We start from the raw sequence: 20,812 nt of genomic DNA, 5'->3' as shown, positions 1-20,812 counted from the left end.
ACTTTTTTCTGTGGAAAATAAAACTGTAAATAGAATCAAACATTACCTCGATAGTAAATCAATCAGCTTAAATGCATTTGATAAGGCTATTGGCGTGGGTAATGGCTATTTCGGTAAACAAATAAAGAGACAGGCTTCTGTAGGAAGTGATATATTAGAGAAAATTGTCTGTGTTTACCCTGATATAAATCCTGTATGGTTACTAACAGGAGAGGGGCAAATGTTACTCAGCCCTGAAGCTGATAGCACAAAAATTGTAAATACCCCTAATGCTCGTAATCAAAATACTATGCTTTCAAATGAAAATATTACAAGTATTGCCCCCCCAACTAACGATAAAAACGCCCCCCCAAATGCCCCTGCAACTACCACTTTAGGACTACCAAAGGTTATAACAGTAGCTGAAAATGATAGAGAGGTTATAAGCTTAGTTAGTACCAAATCTGCTGCTGGTTATCTAAATGGTTATGCTGATCCTGAATACATAGAACAGTTACCAACGCTTAGGATTCCAAACATTGGACATGGTACATTTAGGGCTTTTGAGATTAAAGGACAATCAATGTCACCCACACTGCACAATAGCAGTCTTGGTATAGGTCAATGGATAGAAAGCTTTGAAGATATCCGTGACAGGCGTATTTACACGATTGTAACGAGGTCGGAAGGAATTGTGACCAAACGTGTTTTAAATAGGATTGACGATACTGGAAGGCTTATTTTGATAAGTGACAACCAAAATAAACGTGAGTATCCTAACATTCTTCTTGATCCTGAAGAAGTATTGGAAATGTGGTATCTGAGAGCTAACCTAGCGTTTGAGTTCCCCGAACCCGATGCCATTTATAATAGGGTGAATGACCTAGAAGCAAAGGTCACTTTAATAATGGATCAGCTTCAGCACCGTTTAAAATAGAAGCGGATTTGAACGGTTATCGAACTTATTTTAATAACCATTTAAAACCGCTTTAAAAAATTATAGTAAAATTGCACCAAATTATAGAGGATTGCACAAGTGGTTTTTTATCCTCTTTGACTAAAAACCGCCTTAACACTATCAAAAAACACATTTTTTGCACTTTTTTATATTATTGAATTGGTACAAGTGGTTTTAACCCCCTTAGGTTCATCATCAATATATAATATTTTTGTTTTTTCTGACATAACCTGATCACCCAGACCGAAAACAGTATTATTTGAAACGAAGTTAGGGATTATTCCAATAACTAACGGTTATTTTCCCGTAATGTTTTGATGAATAGGCAGAATAAGGGTGAATACTGTACCCACTCCTTCTTCGGATTCCACCTCGATTTTCCCTTGATGTTTAGCGATGGTATTATAGGTGATCGACATGCCTAAGCCCGTACCCTCCCCCACATCCTTGGTCGTGAAAAAAGGTTCGAAGATCTTTTCGCGGATCGTCTCGGGGATACCAATACCGTTATCTGCGATTCGCATATAAATATTGGCTGAATCTTTATGAAGTCCTGTTTCGATTTCCAGCTTCCCCCCGCGCGTGTTACCGAATTTCTGGTTGATAGCGTAAATCGCATTCGTCAATATGTTCAAAAATGCTTGATTCATCTTACCCGCCGCACATTCCACTTTAGGTAACTCTCCGTAATTTTTCTCCACCGTCATATCCGGCGTGATGAGGGTATTAAGGATCACCATGGTCGATTCCAGCCCTTCGTTGATATCGACAAACTTGAAACCATCTTCGTCCACCCGCGAAAAAATACGCAGACTTTTCACGATTTCGGCCGTACGGTGTGCACCGTCATGCATCCCTTTCAGTAGAAAATCCACTTCCTCCCTCAGATAGGCTATGTCGATCTCTTCTTTATACGCTGCTATCTGGGCGTGCTTTTCTTCCACCGATAACTCAGGATCAAATGCAATCCGTTCCACTTCTGCTAAGGTATCCCAGATCATCTTTATATCGCGTTTAAGCGGCGCCACATTGGACGACACAAAGTTGATAGGATTATTTATTTCGTGGGCCACGCCTGCGGTAAGCTGCCCTAAAGAGGCCATTTTTTCCGCTTCCACCAATTGAGATTGCGTTTCTTTCAGGTGAAGCAAAGTCTCCTGAAGCGAAACATTCGATGCCGTCAGTTCCTCTGTACGCTCCTCCACTTTCTGTTCCAAAACAACATTTTGTTCGCGGACCAACCTGTCGTTTTCCATCAAACTAGCCAGTTCGCGTGCCTGCGACTCCTCTTTTTCTTTCTTCAGAATATTGATCCGGGCAGCTAGCGCGAACGACAAGAGCGCCATCTCGACAATCGAGGCTAGTCTAAACGAGTTGCTGGTAAACGTTGTATACGGCAAGATGCCGTAGTCTTTAAGCAGGAATATCAAGGCACCCACCAATACGATTGCCCAGGCAATAAAAAAGTAAAATGCCGGTCGGTAGTTTTTCCGGAGCATATACATGGAAATCCCAAATAGGGTCAACGCCTCCAAAGTTGTTGCAAGCTGCATAATTTGGAAACCAAACCGTTCGATTCCACCAACGGTGGTGATAAAACCCGCAACGAACAACAACAAGAGTCCCGCTAGCATGCAGCGGGCTCTTGGTAAATATCTTTTGAGCTGTAAAAAATGATCGGAAAAGAAAAGAACGGCGATTCCGCTAATGCAGGCAAACAGCGTTACGCTTACTTCTTCCCAGGCGTGCCAGTTGGGCCAAAGGAATTCAAAGTTCAAGCCGGCAATACCGAATTGTGTAAATCCTAAAAAAACGACGTAAACGACATAATACAAATAGGAATAATCCCGGACAGAAAGAAATAAGAAAAAGTTATATAGGGCCATAATAAGCACCACGCCTAAATAAAGTCCCAATAAGATATCCGTCTTACGTATTTGTCCCCAAACATCATCCCGCATACCCAACGTAAGTGGCAAGATAATTTGTTCAGCACTCCGCACCCGTAGATAGTAAGTTTTCGATTCAGCGGGGCGGATAGGCATATCGAAGATATAGTTCGGATGTTTATACCGGCGATCGCTAAATTTCTTAAAACTACCAAAATGCGCAACCGAATTTAAATGGCCCAGCGTATCCACCTCATACAGTTCGATTTCATCCAACAAAGGATAAGCCACATTGAGCAAATAGTCTGACCATTGACCCAAGTTTTCAATCTCGAAGCGCACCCAGATATTATGACGGCTCAGGCCCAAATTCGGATTGACCGCCTCGCTCCGCACAAATTCATCCCGCAGTGATCCGATCTCGTTAGCATTCACCTGTCGGTCGGGCTTCAATATATACAGGCAGGAATCTAATCCAACCAAGGTGTCTACATCCGTTAGTTTGATTTGACCAAATATTCCTAACGGAAACAGGAGTAGCAGAAGAAGGAACCTCACTATCATATTATTTTACTGCGGATACGAGTACAATATTCATACTACAAGCAAAAAAACCACGTGCGTCCGCAGCCTGCTGCGCCGCTACAAAATCCTGCTGCTGGGCTGCTGTAATCCGATCCAACGCCACCATTTCCTCGATCATCTTGTCGATCCACAGATACGTACAGGCATCCGCATAAGAAGTCAGGACAAACGGAAAAACCTCGGCAGTCACCTTGCCGAATCCCCATTGATCCAGATAGGTGCTCAGCGATTGCGCTGCTTTCCCATTATTTACCTTTTTAGCGGATAAATACTGGTTGAGTTTATCGGCTACGGACAAATCACCCTGGTAAAACGCAATACTTTTCCAATCCGACTCCACAATCACCACCCTACCGCCGGCTTTCATAACGCGGTACACTTCTGTAAACAGCGCCTTCGGGTCGACCACGTGCTGTACCAAACGCTCCATACGTATACCATCCACCGTGGTATCCGCTAACGGTATATGCAGGGCATCCCCCACCAAAAATTCGATACGCGGATCCGATGCACTAGCCCCGTTCTCCTTAGCGATCATATTTGCGTCGTGATCTATGCCAATAAAACGCAGGTTATCTCCCGAGAAAGTGCGTGCCATGTTGAGTACGTCCTGCCCGGTTCCGCAGCCTAAATCCACCAGTGTTCCACCATCCGCGACGGAGTTAAAAAAAGTGTAGGATTTGGTTTTGACCCCTTGGAGTAATCGCATCGTGTCGGATAGATACGTGCTATTATAATGTTTTTCAGCCATAGTCTTATTTTTCAGAATATACTCGGTTCTTTACCGTCAAAGGATTGGTCGTTAACGTCATAACGGGTCATGCCTTGTATCATCTTCTGGAGATCCCAATTCTTCAAATTATCCAATTGAAGACTGTAATGAATTTCAATTTCCTTTCTACGTAGTTCCTCTATCCGCACCACTTCACCCTGTGCCCTTAACGCTAAAATCGCGGCTTTATCTTCTTCGGACGCTAAAGGCAGGCTTTCTACATCATCCAGAATCATCGTTGTGGCCAACAGATCCAATTTGGGATAATAAAACGTTCCGTTATTGCCCACGCCCGTTTCCTGCCGATATCCCACGCTTTTCGTCAGATTTATGGTGTAAGGTGCACAAAGGGCAAAGAGCGATTTTATACCGATACGCGGAGCGATCGCAATAGCAGCCCGGGTTAGAAAGATACTACCGATACCGTATCCGGCAATCTCGCGGGAATTCCACAAGCCGCAGCCCTCTCCGGTTCCCTCCTGCGCGTAATCCCATACCAGATCGAAAATTTTGGGATCCATATTTCCGGTTGCTTCTTCGATCGGAAGAGGTTGAGAGCCTCCTGCCACATGTATCCGCGCACCACCGTACACCCGCTCCCCGTCCAGCGATTCCACAATCAACACAAAAGCGGCCGGATTATACATCCAGTCGTTTTTTGAAGAGGTAACTTTCTTTACGCCTATTGCCGTGAGCACGTGCTCATGTCCTTCAATAAAACGTTCACACGTTTTAGGATCATCAATAGCTCGGAATGCTCTGAGTCGGACTACCGGGCGTCCATCTTTAAATATTAATGCCACGTTAAAGGTTAAAATTTTATCTACACTAACAAAACTACTCAAAAGTCTTGTATATGACATGTATTCCGCGACATTTTTCCATAAGAAATAGGGAACAAAAAATTACAACGACACTTTTTAGAAAAAAACCATTTGCTGCAAATCGTGTTTTATAGTCAACCCTTTTACAGAAATACTATGGCAAAACTTATAGCAGACCAACTCGTAGAAACAATCGCGCAGGCGGGCATTAAACGTATTTACGCCGTTGCCGGCGATAGCCTAAATGAAGTAAATGACGCCGTCCGCCGATCTAGTGATATCGAATGGATACACGTAAGGCATGAAGAGACTGGTGCATTTGCCGCTGCTGCAGAAGCGGAGCTCAATGGAATTGCCTGTTGTGCAGGAAGCAGCGGTCCCGGACATGTACATCTTATTAACGGGCTGTATGAGGCACAACGAAACAATGTGCCTGTATTAGCGATCGCTTCAACCTGTGCAACGGAAGAATTTGGCACAGGCTATTTTCAAGAAACCAACACGATAAAGCTTTTTGCCGATTGCAGTGGCTATAACGAGATCGCCACCACGCCGAAACAACTTCCCCGTATGTTGCAGGCGGCCTTACAATATGCCCATACCAATGGAGAAGTAGCCGTTTTGGGACTTCCAGGGGATCTCACGAAGGAAAAAGCCGAAGAAAGTAGCACCTCTCCCTATTTACTTACACAACAGCCTATTTTCCGACCTTCGGACAGTGAGCTTCGCGAACTTGCCGAACGCTTAAATAAAGCATCTAAAATCACTATTTTTTGTGGATTTGGTGCAACAGAAGCACATCAAGAAATCATCACCTTGGCAGGCCTGCTAAAATCACCGGTGGCTTATTCCTTTCGAGGCAAGATGGGCATACAGTATGACAATCCGTTTGAGGTAGGCATGACCGGCTTACTTGGGTTACCTTCCGCTTTTTATGCCATGCATCATTCCGAGCTGTTGTTGCTGTTGGGAACAGATTTTCCTTATAAGGAATTTATGCCAGATGATCTCGAAATTATACAAGTGGACAAACGCGCAGAGCGTCTCGGACGGAAGGCTAAGGTATCATTAGGTTTAGCCGGAAACATAAAAGACACGTTGGAAGCACTACTCCCTTTAGTTGAAGAAAAAAAGGATGATGCATTCCTACAAAAACAATTGGATAAATATGAAGATGTTAAGAAATCGCTTCGAACCTACGTAGAAGATACAGGAAAGCACCATGCCATATCGCCTGAGTTTTTGACGGACACCATTAATCGGTTAGCAGATGACGACACTATTTTCACCGTAGATACCGGAATGTGTTGTGTGTGGGGAGCGCGATACTTACACGCAACCGGGAAACGAGTATTATTGGGGTCGTTTACACACGGATCGATGGCTAATGCCTTGCCACATGCGATAGGAGCTGCTTTAGCCAGACCCGCTCAACAGGTTATTGCACTTTGTGGTGACGGTGGGCTATCCATGATGATGGGCGATCTGGCTACCGTCGTGCAATATAAACTGCCAATAAAAATTATCGTATTCGATAACCGATCATTAGGCATGGTAAGATTGGAAATGCAAGTAGAAGGACTGCCCGATGGCGAAACCGATATGTTCAACCCTGATTTTGCCAAAATAGGTGATGCGATGGGCATGAATAGCTTTACGATAGATTCCCCAGATGATGTGGAGAGAACATTGCAAAATGCGTTCGCTGCCAACGGGCCGGCTTTGATACATGTATATACCAATCCCGATTCACTCGCTATGCCTCCAAAAATAGAATTTGAACAGTTGAAAGGAATGGCTTCTTCCATGGGTAAAATGATGCTCCATGGTGATTTTAAAGATGTTGCCAATATCATTAAAAGTAACTATAAACACCTTAAAGATGTCTTTTAGATAGTGTGCCTATTACCTATTTCGGTACAGGCGCATTTTCTTCGATCAATCTTTCCTGTTTCAACTCCTCCCAAAAAGCGGCCGGTATCTTTTCTTCAAAAGATGCCGCATTTTCTTGGGCTTGCTCAACGGTATGTGCCCCTGGAATAACGGCAGAGACCACCTCTGGAGCGGCGGCAAACTGTAATGCTGCAGTACGTAAATCTACCCGATGATTATCTGATACGCGTTGCAAAGCAGCAAGCTTTTCTTTTACCCCAGCCGGAAAATCACCGCCATATAGGTAACGATCTTTACCGGCCAGAAATCCCGCACAAAGCGGAGCGCCTACTACAATTGAAATATCACGTTCTGCGGCCTTCGGAAATACTTGGTTTAAATCATCCCGATGATGAATAAGGGAATATTGGCAAGCTGAAAGAAAGATATCGGGATCGGCAACTTCGATTGTTTTCAAAATAGGCTCAATCGTATTGACCCCCAATCCCCACCCTTTAATTAGTCCTTCCTCCCGCATCTTTGTCAATTCCGGCATGGCACCTCGGGCGGCTATTTCGAAATATGTTAACCAATCATCTTTCATATCGCCATTGTCGGGAGACAGATCATGGATAAAGACAATATCCAAAGAGCCGATACCTAAGCGTTGCAAACTAGCTTCCACACTTCTGCGGACACCTTCCGCGGTATAGTCATATTCATAGGAAAAATTCAATTGACCTTTCCAGTTCTCTTCCAATTTAAAGTCATCATGCGGATGAAGGATTCGTCCGATTTTGGTTGAAATGACGTAGTCTTCCCGTTGTTGATCCTTTAAGAACAAACCCATTCTGCGTTCACTTATACCTAAACCATACCACGGCGACGTGTCGAAATAACGAACGCCAGCATCCCACGCCGCTTCCATGGATTGCAAACACTCCACATCGGGATTGACATCAAAGCCATTTCCCAATGCTACTCCACCAAATCCTACTTTACTGTTCGGTCTAAATCGTTTATGATATCCTGAATTTTGAACTTGTTCCATTGTCTTATTCTTACTATTAATACCTAAATCTGTCGCAAATACAGGGAGCAGTGCAGAAGCTGCCATTCCGGCTGTTGCCAAACCTGTATGCTTTAAAAATGTCCGTCTTTGCATCATATAGCTATTTCGTCACTATTTATCTTTACCCCACCTATCAATTAAAGAACAAACACGGGAAAAGGTTGTTTTGATAATTTCTATATGCGAAATGTAGAAGACTAAATATTTAATAAAGCGTGTTGCGAAGCCGTGAAAATATGACGAAAAACAATATTCAACTCGTTATCACGCTGTGCGCCGGCAATGCCCGCATAAGGAAACAAATCCACTGTTCCTATTCGAATATCGCGCACCATCTCCTTACTTAAATCAGCTATTTCAGACAATAGTATTGCATCCGGTGCTATCTTATCCCATGTTTCGTCTATGAGTTCATAAAAACGATCACGTTTCTTTTGAAAGGCACTTCTTACAACATCGATTTTTTTAAACAATGTTTTTCCTTTCTCCCTCGCCCATTCCGGATCGGAAGACTTCACAAGAAGTTGCTTTTCGAACAGGTCAAGAAAGCGTCGAAACATCCCGATATAATTGACCGCAAGTGTACATTCGGCAAAGGTCATAAACGGATAATAGAAAACCGGTTCTTCGCTTGTCCGCTTATCGGGTTGCAAGTCGAAGGCCCGCCCTGCCGGCACACGCAATTCGTGTACCGAAAAGCTATGGCTCGCTGTGCACTCCAGCCCGAAGGTATCCCAATCGTAGTGGATCAGCACATCCGCTCGATCAATAAAAAAAGAATGGTAAATGGGTTCACCCTGCTTGTCCAGGAGCGGAACGCCATCTTCGTATATCCAGGCGTTTAGCGTAAAATGCGTTAAATGCGGTGCGCCGGTAGCATATTTCCAGCTTCCGCTGATGATAAAGCTATCGCCGTCCTTATCGGCGCGTCCGCCAGGCTTACCACTTCCCCCCCAGCACACTTCCCGCTCGCCAAAGATCCGGCTTGCCAGTGCTGGGTCTATAAATCCGGCAAACATATTCGCCCCTGCACAGAGTGTTACCGTCCAAGCAAAACCACCATCTGTATAGGCTAACTCTTCCAGTAAGCGGCAACCCGCGGGAAGCGCGGTATTCCGGCCGCCGTACGCCTTAGGCACCCATAAATTAAACCAGTTTTGCTGGTAGACCAGTTCTAACAGCTCCGGGCTCAACGTTTTCAGCGCGATACTTTCACGCATGTAATCTTTAATCGTATAACGGATTTCAGTATCAAGTAACATGCAGTTGAGATTGAGTAGACATAATCTTCTTCCATTTTACATAGCCCGAAATGGCGACAATAAATAGAAATAAGGTTAAACAAGCAAAGAGATAAAGTTCTTTATAAAACAATAAGGGGATCGCCACAAAATTGCTGATATTTAATAGGATCCAATTTTCGATTTTACGTTTCGCCAACAGCCACATCCCCGCCCAAGCCGTACTCGATACAAAAGCGTCCATGATCGGCACATCCGAGTCGGTAAAAGCAGTTAAAAAGACAAACAGAAGCACAAAGCCCCCTAATACAATCCCTGCCACTACTGACCAATCCCGGCGGCCGCACCGGGTGATAGCCAGCTGCCGCTGACTTCCGCTACCATAGCGCCAGTACCATAGGCCATAGACGCTCATGACGAGATAATAAATATTCAAGAAAATCTCGGCATACAACTTGGCCGCATAGAGTACCGATATGGTCAGGCAAATACCTATAATACCAAAAAAGTAGTTGGATATTTTATTTTTACGAGATAGCAGTACCTGCACGATCCCGAACAACACCGCGAGGCGCTCTAACCAAGAGGTTTGGAGAAAACCACTTTGTACTTGTTCCAAAAATTCTGATACCTGCATACTATATAACGGTGTAATGGATAAATCCAACACATTTACGGGGTAGCAATATAACAGAATAAGAATAGAAATTATCCCTACGCCAGCATTATCTGGATCAGGTTCCTCCTGTAAATAGACAGGATTGGGTATATTCTCAGCCTTGTAATCAAGCGGTTCCCAACCGCCTGAAAAGCACCCCATTAAATATGTTGCTTAGCTTATGCTAACTGTAGCGCTTCTTTCGAACGCTTTCTGACCGTTTCGCAAAGCTCCTGGTCATCGTTCAAACTTTTACCCCAAGAAGGAATAAGTTCTCGCAGTTTTTTGCGGTACTCGTCCGACTTGGCTCTTTCCGGGAAACAGCGTTTCAAGAGATTGATCATGATCGGTACCGACGTCGATGCACCCGGCGATGCACCTAGTAAAGCTGCAATCGAACCATCTGCACTCGATACCACCTCGGTACCAAACTCTAAAATGCCCCCGTGTTTCGGATCTTTCTTAATAACCTGTACCCGTTGTCCGGCAACTTCGACTTTCCAATCTTTCAATTGTGCCGTAGGAATAAATTGCTTCAGGGAATCCAGTTTATCCGACGGACTTTTCATCACTTCGGTGATGAGGTATTTCGTCAAATCTAAATTATGTAAACCAGCCGAAATCATCGGTTTGATATTCGACAACTTGATCGACGCCGGCAAGTCGAAATAGGATCCCTTCTTCAAGAACTTCGTTGAAAAACCCGCATACGGACCAAATAATAATGCCTGCTCCCCGTCGATATAACGGGTGTCCAAATGCGGCACAGACATCGGCGGCGCACCTACCGATGCTTTCCCGTACACTTTAGCATGGTGTTTTTCAATGATCTCCGGATTGGTACAACGCAGCCATTGTCCGCCCACCGGGAATCCGCCATAACCCTTTGCTTCGGGTATACCGGATTTTTCCAATAGCAACAGCGAACGGCCACCCGCTCCGATAAACACGAATTGCGCTTTGATTTCGCGCTTTTCACCCGTGTTCATATCCTTGATTTCCACTTCCCAGCGACCATCGTCCTCGCGTTCAATGTCCCGCACTTCCTGATTGAGCGAAAGTTTAATATTATCTTTAGTCTGCAAGTGGCTAATCAAATCCCGCGTCAGCGCACCGAAGTTCACATCCGTACCGATCTCCATGCGCGTTGCCGCCATAGTTTCCGTCGCGTCGCGTCCCTCCATCATCAACGGAATCCAATCGCGCAATACCGCTTTATCTTCGGTATACACCATCCCTTTAAAGAGGTTTTCTTTCTCCATCGCTTCATAACGCGTACGCAAAAAGTTTACGTCTTTTTCACCAAACACCGCACTCATATGCGGCACTTGGCGGATAAATTCCGTCGGATTCTTCAAAATACCCTTTTCGACCAAGTAGGCCCAAAATTGTTTGGATATCTCAAATTGTTCCGCAATATGAATGGCTTTATCTATTTTCACACGCCCATCAGGTTGTTGGGGTGTATAATTTAATTCACATAAGGCAGAATGCCCTGTACCGGCATTATTCCAGGCATCTGAGCTTTCAGCAGCGACAACGTCCAACCGCTCGATGATCTCGATATTGATATCGGGATTCAGTTCGTTTATTAAGGTCGCTAATGTAGCGCTCATAATACCCGCACCGATCAATACGACATCGACTTCAGATTTTTTTGCTTTTTTACCCATAGTTTCAAAATTGCGTACAAAATTAACATTCAAATTGCTTATAACCGAATGAATTTGTCAAAATTCTTTCATTATTGTTTAAAATTTCCTAACCAATCACTTTATGTGCCGACAGTTTATATTGCATATAAATGCGAAATTATTTAGGTTTGTTGTAAATTGGATAGAGAAATAAAAAAAACGAAAATAAACAGATGAAATTATTAGCAGGCAAAACGGCTCTAATCACCGGAGCATCAAAAGGTATCGGCCGGAAAATCGCCGAAGTTTTTGCTCAACAGGGAGCGAATGTAGCATTTACCTATTTATCTTCTGTAGAAAAGGGAGAAGCATTAGAGCAAGAATTGCAGGCTTTTGGGACCCGCGTTAAAGGTTTTCGCTCTGATGCATCGCAATTTGACCAAGCCGAAAAATTAATCGACGATATTGTCGCCGAATTCGGAACGATCGACGTGGTGGTGAACAACGCCGGTATCACGAAAGATGGTTTGTTGATGCGTATGACGGAAGAAAACTGGGACGATGTGATCAATATTAACCTAAAATCCATATTCAACGTTACGAAAGCGGCTTCAAAAATCATGATGAAAAACCGTAAAGGTTCGTTTATCAACATGAGTTCGGTAGTTGGTGTACAGGGAAATGCCGGACAGGCCAATTATGCTGCTTCGAAAGCGGGTATCATCGGCTTTTCGAAATCCGTGGCAAAAGAATTGGGTTCGCGCAATATCCGTACAAATGTGATTGCACCGGGCTTTATCCGCACGGAAATGACGGACGTACTTGACCCGAAAGTAGTAGCCGGATGGGAAGCGAATATTCCGTTAAAACGTGCTGGTGAACCGGAAGACGTGGCTAACGCTTGTTTATTTCTAGCGTCCGATTTATCTACGTATATCAACGGACAGGTTTTGCCGGTTGATGGCGGTATGCTCTAGCCCGTAGCTGGAATTGCGACAGTGTAAAAAAATGTTAAAGCCCTTGACAATGTTGTCAAGGGCTTTTTATTTTAGTGCCTAATTATAAAAACCAAATTTTTAAAAAGTTTACTTATGCTAAAAAGTCGAATAATCTATTTATTGGGCCTGCTTTTGGCATCAACCATAGCCTATGCCCAGCAGCTCCAGCTGTACACCACGTACCCGAAGATTTCCGTATCTCCTGGGGAGGTAATTGATTACACTGTAGAATTGATCAATAGAAGTAGCACGACACGTAATGGGCAGATCCGTGTGCAGAACCTTCCCAAAGATTGGGATTACGAAATAAAGTCAGGAAATTACAATACCACCGAAATATCTGTCCTACCTAAAGAACGTAAGTCACTCAACCTGAAAATCATTGTGCCGTCGAAAATCGAGAAAGGCCAATACCGCTTTCAATTGGTTGCACAAGGAGAATCCACTTTACCGCTTACCGTCGATGTAACTGCTGATGGAAAAAGCTCTTCGGAGTTCAACAGTACGCAAACCAATATGGAGGGATCAGCGAAATCTACCTTCACCTACAATGCCTCCCTGCTCAACCGTTCTTCGAAAGCACAGGTATACAGCCTGGCCGCAAATTTACAACCCGGTTGGGGAGCTACCTTTAAAGTGGATGGCAAACAGGTCTCCTCGGTTAATATAGAAGGGAACCAACGGAAAGACATATTGATTGAGCTCCTTCCGCCCGAGAGTGTAAAAAAAGGAACTTACACCATTCCGGTATTTGCAAAGAGTGCTCTCAATCAATCGGAGCTCGCGCTAGAAGTGGTGATTACCGGCTCCTACAGCATACAGCTTAGCACACCCGAGGGCTTGCTCAGCACGACAGCCACCGCTAACCGCAACAAATCCATTTCACTTGTAGTGAAAAATACGGGCAGTTCGGATCTGAGTCAAATTAACCTCAATGCCTCCTCGCCGACCCAATGGGAAGCTCATTTTGAACCCAGCCGCATCGCAAGTCTCAGGGCCGGGGAAAGTCAAACCGTTACCGCAATTATTAAACCTGCTAAGAAGGCGATCGCGGGTGATTACCAACTTACGTTCGATGCCAAAACGAGTGAAACGAGTGATAGTGTTAAATTCCGCGTCACGGTAGAGACTTCCCTGCTATGGGGTTGGGTAGGCGTGTTAATCATTGCCCTGGCCGTTGGTCTAGTCTATGTGTTGATCCGTAAATATGGAAGGAGATAAAATGACCGAGCCTATTATCCGTGTACGGCAGTTGACCAAAAAATATGGAGATTTCACGGCGGTAAATGACCTGAATCTCGAGATCGCTCAAGGCGAGGTGTTTGGCTTGTTAGGACCCAACGGTGCCGGAAAATCGACAACGATCTTGATGCTGCTCGGCTTGAGCGAACCTACGGCCGGCGAAATCACGGTCTGTGGTATTGATCCCGTGCGTTCCCCGCTGGCCGTTAAGCGCCTGGTGGGTTACCTGCCCGACAATATTGGTTTTTACGAGCACTGGACGGCGCTCGAAAATTTGCTATTAACCGCGCAGCTGAACGGGCTATCCCGTACTGCAGGCCGAAAGCGAGCGTTTGCGCTATTAGCGAAAGTGGGGCTTCAGGATGTCGCCGAGAAAAAAGTAGGCAAGTTTTCCCGCGGTATGCGGCAGCGGCTGGGTTTAGCCGACAGCTTGATCAAAGAACCAAAGGTATTGATTCTGGACGAGCCCACTTTGGGTTTGGACCCGATGGGCGTTAAAGATTTCACGGCCTTGATCCTGCAGCTGAGCCGAGAAGAGAAGCTGACTGTTCTGCTCTCCAGCCATCAGCTTTACCAGGTGCAACAAATCTGTGATCGAGTCGGTTTGTTTATCCAAGGTAAATTAGTGGCGGACGGCCCTATACAAGATTTAGCTGCCCGCCTATTTCAAGACGAAAAACGCTATATTCAACTTCAGGTAGACCCGGCAGATACCGAACGTACCCACCAGATTTTAACCAGGATGGAGGCTATTGACACGGTCGAGCAAAACGGTGATCGCTTTCAAATCCACACCGACAAAACCCCGGTGCAGCAACTCCTTAAACTATTGGTGGAGCAAGCGATTAATATTGTACAGCTACAACAACGCAGCTATGGTATAGAAGATATTTACACCCATTATTTTGAAGGAGGAACTCGCCATGCCTAACCCTAAGCATTCCCAGCTTTATGCCTTTTCCATTTTAGTACGAAAGGAAATTGCCGATCATATCCGCAGCTGGAAATTTATCATTCTTTTGGCCATTATAGGCCTGACCTGTGTCGCATCCCTCTACACGGCTTTATCGGCCTTAAAGAATACCGCACCCGCCCCGAATGATCCCGACGCGGCATTTTTCTTCCTCAAGATTTTTACCACTTCTGACGGCACCATGCCCTCGTTTCATCTATTTGTCGGGTTCTTGGGTCCCCTTTTGGGAATCTGTTTGGGCTTCGACGCGGTGAATGCAGAGTTTAACGGCCGCACCTTGGGGCGTATCCTTTCACAACCTATCCATCGGGATTATTTCCTTAACGCTAAATTTATAGGTGCGTTATCGGTCATCGCGAGCTTATTTGTTGCGCTCATCTTATTTACTGTGGGCGCTGCAACCCTACTGGTAGGTTTTCCGCCCAGTTGGGCAGAGTGTAACCGGCTCATGCTATTTACCTTATTGACTGTGGTGTACATCGCCTTCTGGTTAAATTTGTCCATTTTGTTTTCGGTACGTTTCCGACATACCGCCACCTCTGCGCTGGTCGCCATTGCGATCTGGCTGTTCTTTACCGTATTCTATCCGATCATCCTCAATATCGTTGCGAAAAGCCTACAACCGAATACCTATGCTTCGGAAGCCGAAATAATGCAATACCAACATGCTATGCTCACCCTCATGCGTTTTGCGCCCAGTCAGCTTTACAGCGATGGCACCAATATGCTACTCATGCCTTCTATCCGGAGCCTCGGCCCCTTACATATGGAACAGCTCCAAGGTGCCATTCCTTCGCCATTACCCCTGTGGGAGAGTATTAAGGTGGCCTGGTCACAGATGGTGGCTTTAATTGCCTGTACGATTATCTGTTTTGCAGCCTCCTATTATTTTTTCATGCGTAAAGAAATACGTTGCCCATGATCGCCTCTAAAAACTATAAAGGCTACCTTTCCTTTTTGCCTCCTCCGGATAGCTTCACGCCGCAGGAGGCTCCTTTTAAGGTACACTTGGATGCTGCCAGCCAACACCAATACCGAAAATACCACAGTCGAGATTTTTGCTGGTTTGAATTTAAAGATGTCCTGCCGGAGCAGCCTTTGCAGTTTTCGATCGAAACAAAGGACAATTACCTGTGGATCTTTATTCAGCTGTTGGGAAGCGGAAAGATAGCGATTGTACCGACCTTATATGTAGCCGACGGAAAGGTATATTGCTACCAGCTGCACGATCGAAAGAAACATATGGCCTTAGACCCCGGCAAGAACTGGTTCTTCTTGCTCGGTATTGCCCAAAGTCATTGGCCGGATATAGCTGCAGAATACCCGTTGCTACAGCCGATTGCGGAAGCAACGACACCCGAGGGATTAACCCGCAGCGCACTTTTGGGCCAAACCAACGTGCAGGCCAAATTAATGGCCGCACTGGATGCGCTGAGCCGTTTTGAATTTCGTCCGTTCAGTCTCTCCTTTCGGCTGGCGGCCTGGAATCTACGACTGTTCAACCTGGTCTTTCAAGAATTGAAAAGTCCCGAGAAGCCCCAAGAAGATACGCTGATCACGCTTTACTACAAAGCAACGCACTACATACGGGAAAACTTTCGCGAAGAAGCGCTCACAGCCGAACTGGTCGCCAAGACGCTGCATGTTAGTCTACGGAAACTATACAGCAGTTTTGAAAACAGGCCGTATTCGGTGATGGGGTATGTGCAGGAATTACGGCTTGTCCTCGCGCGTGACATCCTCAAGGATTCTCAAAACACCATCGCAAGCATCGCGTTCTCCTGTCATTTTAGCTCCGATAAACACTTTAGCCGACTGTTCAAAAAGCGTTTTGGTAAAGGACCAAATGCCTACCGTGAGGCCATGCAGGGCAATGTTTCTTATAAATATAAGCGGTAGCCCCCTACCCGAGCGCAAGGAAAAAGCTTACCGTCGTTTCTCTGCTATCTTCACTCCTTGCAGGTATAGCATCCTGCTGTCCTGCCCTAGGTTGGGGTACAACAGGTATCGGTGTGCGGCCTTTCGTGATAACAAGACGCCCATACCGTATCCGTTGGCGTCCTATCGGTATAGGTGCTCGCATTGCGCGTATAACGAATATACCGCAGTGTATCGCTCACACGTCATCCTATATGCCGAGTACCTTACCCCGTACAACGAATTCACTGTAGCGTATATATAAAGCATCCCGCCGTATAACGAGTGCATAGCCGCGTATAACGAATATACCGTAGCCTATAACGAAAGCATGGCCCCGTATAACGAACAAGTCGTCAGGTATACAGATCGCGCCATCACGTAGCGCTTCTAACGGATTCCATCAGCGAGTTGTCTGGCGGGCTATACGATTTCTTCCGGCGCGCCTACCTTTTGAAGCATAACGTATAACAAATGGATGATCTCGTAGGAGTTTTCGTTCATTACGTATACGTAACGGTAAGTATACACTTACCACAAGAACTGCCTTTACGACGGTTAAACCCACTTTTTTAGCTGTTTTTGCCACAAGGTGACTAAAAATGCAAACAAAAAGTGCCCTTGTGCGGAAAAGTTTGCACCCACAGACCCCAAGTTGATCAGACCTACCTCCTATATTTGACACCGATAAATAATTAATTTCTAACTATTTAAATTTTTATGATTATGGCAAAGCCTACTTTATCGTCAAAAATCGGTACAGCAACAAAGCTGTTAACGTATGCAGAAAACGTCCTGCAGAAAACCAAAGACAATGCGGATCTTTTCGCCGATGCAGCAGAAACGATCGTACTGCTAGAAACCGCCGTTGAGGCCTACCGAAATGGCCTCGTCGAATCCGCTTACCGCGACAGGCGGCAGGTTGTTATCAAAAACCAGCAAGCCGAAACGCTGAAACGTGTGTTGCACACGCATGCACTCTATGTGGAATCCGTCTCGGTCGGCGATCCCAATGTGATTCTGGCTGCAGGTTTTATTCCGAGCCAAAGCACTGTGCAACCTCCCGTGGGTGCGTCTCCTCGCCCCAGCGACCTACGGGCAGAAATTAAGCACGCCGGTACCTGCTCCGTCCACCTCCGAGTGAATAGCTGGAAGTACGCGCGTTACTATCAGTTCGAATATCGGAAAGTCGGTAGCATGAGCGAGTGGACACGCGTGCTAAGCACAAGATCCAGAACGGTAATTCAGGAGTTGGAAAAAGGACAGGAATACGAGTTCCGTGCTACCTATCTCGGCAGCGATCCTGCGCCCAATTACTGCGACACCGTACACTGTTACGCGGTTTAAGGACGCATCCATGCGTTTTCTGGTGTCCGAGCGGCACCAGAAAACGCTATTTAATTGTTAAATTCCCGTCACTTCTGTATCTTTAAGGCTCATAACAATCCGTTAACTTTATCTAGCATTACCTAATCAACACTAAATTGATGACAACGATCTATATACCACACCCCTTTCGGGATATCACTTACCAATCCAAAAACAAATACTACTTCCTGCCGTACGAGCGGCAGCAACTACAACGCTATCGGGCCGCACACGACGAAGCCTGGCAACTAAAAAAGCGTTTCGAAACCGCCAAAGGTGCGGCTCTGCTCGCACAAAATGAACTCAACGATTACGACTACGACCGCGAGGAGCTGGAGTTTATTTGGGAAAACTACGTGACGGAAATTGATTTTACCGACAAAGCCCTGCTGCATACCTTAGATATCCGTGCGCAGGTAGAATTGCGGGATTTCTACCTGGAAGTCCGTAAGCTGCATGAACGCCTGATTAAATTTTACGATAGGCTAGCGGCGGTAGAAGCGGAATACAAGGAACTAACGAAAAGCTATTTACGACAAGACAAGCCGCTCGACCCGCTAAACTTTACCCTGCTCGACGATATTTTCAAGTTCCATGCAGACCGGGAAACGGATATAGAATCCTTGGATAAGGATTTACAGGCCTTTCTCCAGGAACTAACCGCGGTATACGCCATCTTAGACACTTACGTGGAGGTCTATAGTGCGCTGCACAGCCAATATGGGGACAGTCTCCATAAAATGGCGCAGCTGATGGATACGATCCAGCAGCTGGATAACTTGTGGAACTAAACGCAGCGGCAATTTTCCGTTTTCTCCGCGTGAATACAAAGCATTTTTGGTAGGTTTGCATCCGAATATGGACATACAGGAACGTATTTTTTCGATCGATAGCGCAGATACCTTTAACGAACTCTGCCTGGAAGTATACCGTTTTCAAAAAGCGCACTGTGCCCTTTACAGTCGATACCTCGACCTGCTGGGAAAGACCGAAACCGACGTCCGGCACTACACGCAGATCCCCTTCTTACCCATAGATTTTTTTAAAACCCAACAGGTATTGGCCAGCGGAAAGCAAGCGGAAATTATTTTTTCCAGTTCCGGCACTACGGGTATGGTCGCGAGCCAGCACCATGTGGCCGAACTTGCTTGGTACGAACGGAGTTTTCGTAGTGGCTTTCAGCGTTTTTATGGAGCCGTCGAAGATATCGCTATTTTAGCGCTGCTTCCTTCTTACCTAGAACGTTCCGGGTCTTCGTTGATCTATATGGTGGACGACCTCATCGCGCAAAGCCAGCATCCGGCCTCGGGTTATTTTTTATATAACCACGAGGATCTTTACCAGCAGCTACTTGCGCTACAGCAAGGTGGTACAAAAACGTTGCTCATCGGCGTCACCTACGCCCTGCTCGATTTTTGCGAGCAATACCAACTAGATTTTCCTGAACTCATCGTGATGGAAACCGGGGGGATGAAAGGCAAGCGGAAAGAAGTGATACGCGAAGAATTACATACGATCCTCCGGCAGGGTTTCGGCGTGGAAAACATCCACTCCGAATACGGTATGACGGAGTTATTATCGCAGGGCTATTCTTCCGGAAAAGGGATTTTTCAGACACCACCTTGGATGAAAGTCTTGATGCGCGACACGAACGACCCCCTTAGTTTGGTCGAACAGGGGAAAACCGGCGCGTTGAATGTCATCGATCTGGCCAACTATTATTCCTGTTCCTTTATTGCCACCCAAGATCTCGGGAAATTGCACCTCGACGGGTCATTTGAAATCCTAGGGCGTTTTGATAACAGCGATATCCGGGGCTGCAATTTATTGGTGCAATAGGTCGTTATTGCAAACTGGGATCGTTAAAGGTGTTCCCGGCTTGGATATCGCCACTGTCATACCCTTTCTTAAACCATTGCACGCGCTGCTCCGAAGAACCATGGGTGAAGGATTCGGGATTAACATGTCCATGAGCCTGCTCCTGTAAGCGGTCATCTCCTACCGCAGCCGCGGCCTGCATCCCGTCCACAATGTCATCATACGTCAGCTCGATATCCGAATAATTTTGAACATGATGTGCCCACACACCGGCATAAAAATCGGCCTGCAGCTCGGTCATTACCGATACTTTATTGTACGCCCGCTCACTCATTTTCGCTCGCATGGCATTCGTCTGTTCCAATACTCCCAGTACATTTTGTATATGATGTCCCACTTCATGGGCAATAACATAGGCTAAAGCGAACTCCCCTTTTGCACCGTATTTTTTAGACAACTCTTCGTTAAAGCTCAAGTCGAGGTAAATCTTATGGTCACCGGGACAATAGAAAGGACCAAAAGCCGATTGCCCGACACCGCATCCGGCCGTTTCGACAGCACCATTGTATACCGTTAATTTGGTCACGGGATAATCCAAGCCATTGGCCGCAAAAATATTTTTCCAGACATCCTCTGTACTTCCTAAAACCACATCGGCAAAATCGAGTAACCGATCTTCCTCCGGCGTAGACTGATAGGCTTCCTGCGTCGCCGGTGCACTTTGCTGCATCTGCGTTAATAACTCCCCCGGATCGCCTCCAAATAAAAATCCAATTATCAGAACGATAACGCCCCCAATACCACCGAACGCCAGTTTCTGTCCGCCGCTCATGCCTCTTTTATCTTCGATATTTCCGCTTCTGCGGCCGCCTTGCCATTTCATAATTTTGTTTCTTCTTTTTCTCCGTGAAAAAGAAGCAAAAACCTCGCCGCTTCGGATGTTTTACATAAGGGAAAGTGCAAAAATTGATTAAGTGCAGTTGTAAAACATCCGGATGCGGCCTTAAAATGT

Annotated in this window: 18 protein-coding genes and 1 riboswitch; of the genes, 10 read left to right on the top strand and 8 right to left on the bottom strand. The window is 45.7% G+C overall.

Features of this window, described 5'->3' with window-relative positions; translation table 11 throughout:
* Nucleotides 1–10: 10 nt before the first annotated feature.
* A complete protein-coding gene (locus LKO28_RS00865) occupies nt 11–916 on the top strand; it encodes a helix-turn-helix transcriptional regulator (RefSeq protein WP_227692626.1) in 906 nt (301 codons plus the stop codon).
* A gap of 317 nt (nt 917–1,233) precedes the next feature.
* On the opposite strand, the gene LKO28_RS00860 is transcribed toward LKO28_RS00865, so the two are convergent.
* From LKO28_RS00860 to LKO28_RS00850, 3 genes are read right to left on the bottom strand one after another with little or no spacing between them, the layout of a single operon-like run.
* Nucleotides 1,234–3,384, bottom strand: coding sequence for a 7TM diverse intracellular signaling domain-containing protein (locus LKO28_RS00860; RefSeq protein WP_227692625.1), 2,151 nt, complete (start codon nt 3,382–3,384; stop codon nt 1,234–1,236).
* Nucleotides 3,385–3,391: 7 nt separating this feature from the next.
* Nucleotides 3,392–4,162 (bottom strand): methyltransferase domain-containing protein, encoded by a 771-nt coding sequence (locus LKO28_RS00855; RefSeq protein WP_227692624.1) that lies wholly within the window; start codon nt 4,160–4,162, stop codon nt 3,392–3,394.
* Between the two features lie 11 nt (nt 4,163–4,173).
* Nucleotides 4,174–4,986, bottom strand: a complete 813-nt coding sequence (locus LKO28_RS00850) for a hypothetical protein (RefSeq protein ID WP_227692623.1) — start codon at nt 4,984–4,986, stop codon at nt 4,174–4,176.
* Nucleotides 4,987–5,163: 177 nt separating this feature from the next.
* On the opposite strand from LKO28_RS00850, the gene LKO28_RS00845 reads away from it, so the two are divergent.
* Entirely contained in the window at nt 5,164–6,900 is a 1,737-nt protein-coding gene (locus LKO28_RS00845) for a thiamine pyrophosphate-dependent enzyme (RefSeq protein ID WP_227692622.1), read from the top strand.
* Between the two features lie 16 nt (nt 6,901–6,916).
* On the opposite strand, the gene LKO28_RS00840 is transcribed toward LKO28_RS00845, so the two are convergent.
* The 4 genes from LKO28_RS00840 to LKO28_RS00825 form a co-directional block, all read right to left on the bottom strand.
* On the bottom strand, nt 6,917–8,047 hold the full coding sequence (locus LKO28_RS00840) for an aldo/keto reductase (RefSeq protein ID WP_227692621.1): 1,131 nt from the start codon (nt 8,045–8,047) through the stop codon (nt 6,917–6,919).
* A gap of 101 nt (nt 8,048–8,148) precedes the next feature.
* On the bottom strand, nt 8,149–9,213 hold the full coding sequence (locus tag LKO28_RS00835; RefSeq protein ID WP_227692620.1) for an acyl-CoA dehydrogenase family protein: 1,065 nt from the start codon (nt 9,211–9,213) through the stop codon (nt 8,149–8,151).
* Nucleotides 9,203–9,829, bottom strand: coding sequence for a nicotinamide riboside transporter PnuC (gene pnuC, locus LKO28_RS00830; protein WP_227692619.1), 627 nt, complete (start codon nt 9,827–9,829; stop codon nt 9,203–9,205). Before pnuC ends, LKO28_RS00835 begins: the two co-directional genes overlap by 11 nt.
* A gap of 57 nt (nt 9,830–9,886) precedes the next feature.
* Nucleotides 9,887–10,018, bottom strand: a riboswitch (TPP riboswitch).
* Between the two features lie 11 nt (nt 10,019–10,029).
* Complete coding sequence (locus LKO28_RS00825) at nt 10,030–11,523, bottom strand: malate:quinone oxidoreductase (RefSeq protein WP_227692618.1); 1,494 nt, start codon at nt 11,521–11,523, stop codon at nt 10,030–10,032.
* 194 nt (nt 11,524–11,717) lie between these two features.
* On the opposite strand from LKO28_RS00825, the gene fabG reads away from it, so the two are divergent.
* The 8 genes from fabG (at nt 11,718) to LKO28_RS00785 (ending at nt 19,821) form a co-directional block, all read left to right on the top strand.
* Nucleotides 11,718–12,461 carry a 3-oxoacyl-[acyl-carrier-protein] reductase gene (gene fabG / locus LKO28_RS00820; protein ID WP_227692617.1) on the top strand — a complete coding sequence of 248 codons (744 nt, stop codon included), beginning with the start codon at nt 11,718–11,720 and terminating at the stop codon, nt 12,459–12,461.
* Nucleotides 12,462–12,575: 114 nt separating this feature from the next.
* Nucleotides 12,576–13,703: an NEW3 domain-containing protein gene (locus LKO28_RS00815; RefSeq protein WP_227692616.1), complete on the top strand. Its 1,128-nt coding sequence runs from the start codon at nt 12,576–12,578 to the stop codon at nt 13,701–13,703.
* A complete protein-coding gene (locus LKO28_RS00810; RefSeq protein ID WP_227692615.1) occupies nt 13,690–14,655 on the top strand; it encodes an ABC transporter ATP-binding protein in 966 nt (321 codons plus the stop codon). The genes LKO28_RS00815 and LKO28_RS00810 overlap by 14 nt, the downstream gene beginning before the upstream one ends.
* Nucleotides 14,630–15,619: an ABC transporter permease gene (locus tag LKO28_RS00805; RefSeq protein ID WP_227692614.1), complete on the top strand. Its 990-nt coding sequence runs from the start codon at nt 14,630–14,632 to the stop codon at nt 15,617–15,619. The genes LKO28_RS00810 and LKO28_RS00805 overlap by 26 nt, the downstream gene beginning before the upstream one ends.
* The gene (locus tag LKO28_RS00800) at nt 15,616–16,596 is read left to right on the top strand and encodes a helix-turn-helix domain-containing protein (RefSeq protein WP_227692613.1); all 981 of its coding nucleotides are present in this window, start codon (nt 15,616–15,618) and stop codon (nt 16,594–16,596) included. Before LKO28_RS00805 ends, LKO28_RS00800 begins: the two co-directional genes overlap by 4 nt.
* A 744-nt stretch (nt 16,597–17,340) precedes the next feature.
* Entirely contained in the window at nt 17,341–17,961 is a 621-nt protein-coding gene (locus LKO28_RS00795) for a hypothetical protein (protein ID WP_227692612.1), read from the top strand.
* Between the two features lie 140 nt (nt 17,962–18,101).
* The gene (locus LKO28_RS00790) at nt 18,102–18,773 is read left to right on the top strand and encodes a hypothetical protein (RefSeq protein WP_227692611.1); all 672 of its coding nucleotides are present in this window, start codon (nt 18,102–18,104) and stop codon (nt 18,771–18,773) included.
* Between the two features lie 67 nt (nt 18,774–18,840).
* The gene (locus LKO28_RS00785) at nt 18,841–19,821 is read left to right on the top strand and encodes an acyl transferase (RefSeq protein ID WP_227692610.1); all 981 of its coding nucleotides are present in this window, start codon (nt 18,841–18,843) and stop codon (nt 19,819–19,821) included.
* 4 nt (nt 19,822–19,825) lie between these two features.
* Here the strand turns inward: LKO28_RS00785 and LKO28_RS00780 are convergent, their stop codons facing one another.
* Nucleotides 19,826–20,683 carry a neutral zinc metallopeptidase gene (locus LKO28_RS00780; RefSeq protein WP_227692609.1) on the bottom strand — a complete coding sequence of 286 codons (858 nt, stop codon included), beginning with the start codon at nt 20,681–20,683 and terminating at the stop codon, nt 19,826–19,828.
* Between the last annotated feature and the right edge of the window lie 129 nt (nt 20,684–20,812).

This window comes from Sphingobacterium sp. FBM7-1 (assembly GCF_020687765.1).
Lineage (GTDB): Bacteria > Bacteroidota > Bacteroidia > Sphingobacteriales > Sphingobacteriaceae > Sphingobacterium.
This window is presented reverse-complemented; position numbering and strand designations above follow the sequence as displayed.

What these genes read in the sequence shown, in the direction of transcription:
- LKO28_RS00810 (WP_227692615.1), top strand. Translation starts at nt 13,690, where the DNA reads ATGGAAGGAGATAAAATGACCGAGCCTATTATCCGTGTACGGCAGTTG.
- LKO28_RS00800 (WP_227692613.1), top strand. Translation starts at nt 15,616, where the DNA reads ATGATCGCCTCTAAAAACTATAAAGGCTACCTTTCCTTTTTGCCTCCT.
- LKO28_RS00815 (WP_227692616.1), top strand. Translation starts at nt 12,576, where the DNA reads ATGCTAAAAAGTCGAATAATCTATTTATTGGGCCTGCTTTTGGCATCA.
- LKO28_RS00855 (WP_227692624.1), bottom strand. Translation starts at nt 4,162, where the DNA reads ATGGCTGAAAAACATTATAATAGCACGTATCTATCCGACACGATGCGA.
- LKO28_RS00845 (WP_227692622.1), top strand. Translation starts at nt 5,164, where the DNA reads ATGGCAAAACTTATAGCAGACCAACTCGTAGAAACAATCGCGCAGGCG.
- LKO28_RS00790 (WP_227692611.1), top strand. Translation starts at nt 18,102, where the DNA reads ATGACAACGATCTATATACCACACCCCTTTCGGGATATCACTTACCAA.
- LKO28_RS00785 (WP_227692610.1), top strand. Translation starts at nt 18,841, where the DNA reads ATGGACATACAGGAACGTATTTTTTCGATCGATAGCGCAGATACCTTT.
- LKO28_RS00795 (WP_227692612.1), top strand. Translation starts at nt 17,341, where the DNA reads ATGGCAAAGCCTACTTTATCGTCAAAAATCGGTACAGCAACAAAGCTG.
- LKO28_RS00835 (WP_227692620.1), bottom strand. Translation starts at nt 9,213, where the DNA reads ATGTTACTTGATACTGAAATCCGTTATACGATTAAAGATTACATGCGT.
- fabG (WP_227692617.1), top strand. Translation starts at nt 11,718, where the DNA reads ATGAAATTATTAGCAGGCAAAACGGCTCTAATCACCGGAGCATCAAAA.
- LKO28_RS00840 (WP_227692621.1), bottom strand. Translation starts at nt 8,047, where the DNA reads ATGATGCAAAGACGGACATTTTTAAAGCATACAGGTTTGGCAACAGCC.
- pnuC (WP_227692619.1), bottom strand. Translation starts at nt 9,829, where the DNA reads ATGCAGGTATCAGAATTTTTGGAACAAGTACAAAGTGGTTTTCTCCAA.
- LKO28_RS00780 (WP_227692609.1), bottom strand. Translation starts at nt 20,683, where the DNA reads ATGAAATGGCAAGGCGGCCGCAGAAGCGGAAATATCGAAGATAAAAGA.
- LKO28_RS00825 (WP_227692618.1), bottom strand. Translation starts at nt 11,523, where the DNA reads ATGGGTAAAAAAGCAAAAAAATCTGAAGTCGATGTCGTATTGATCGGT.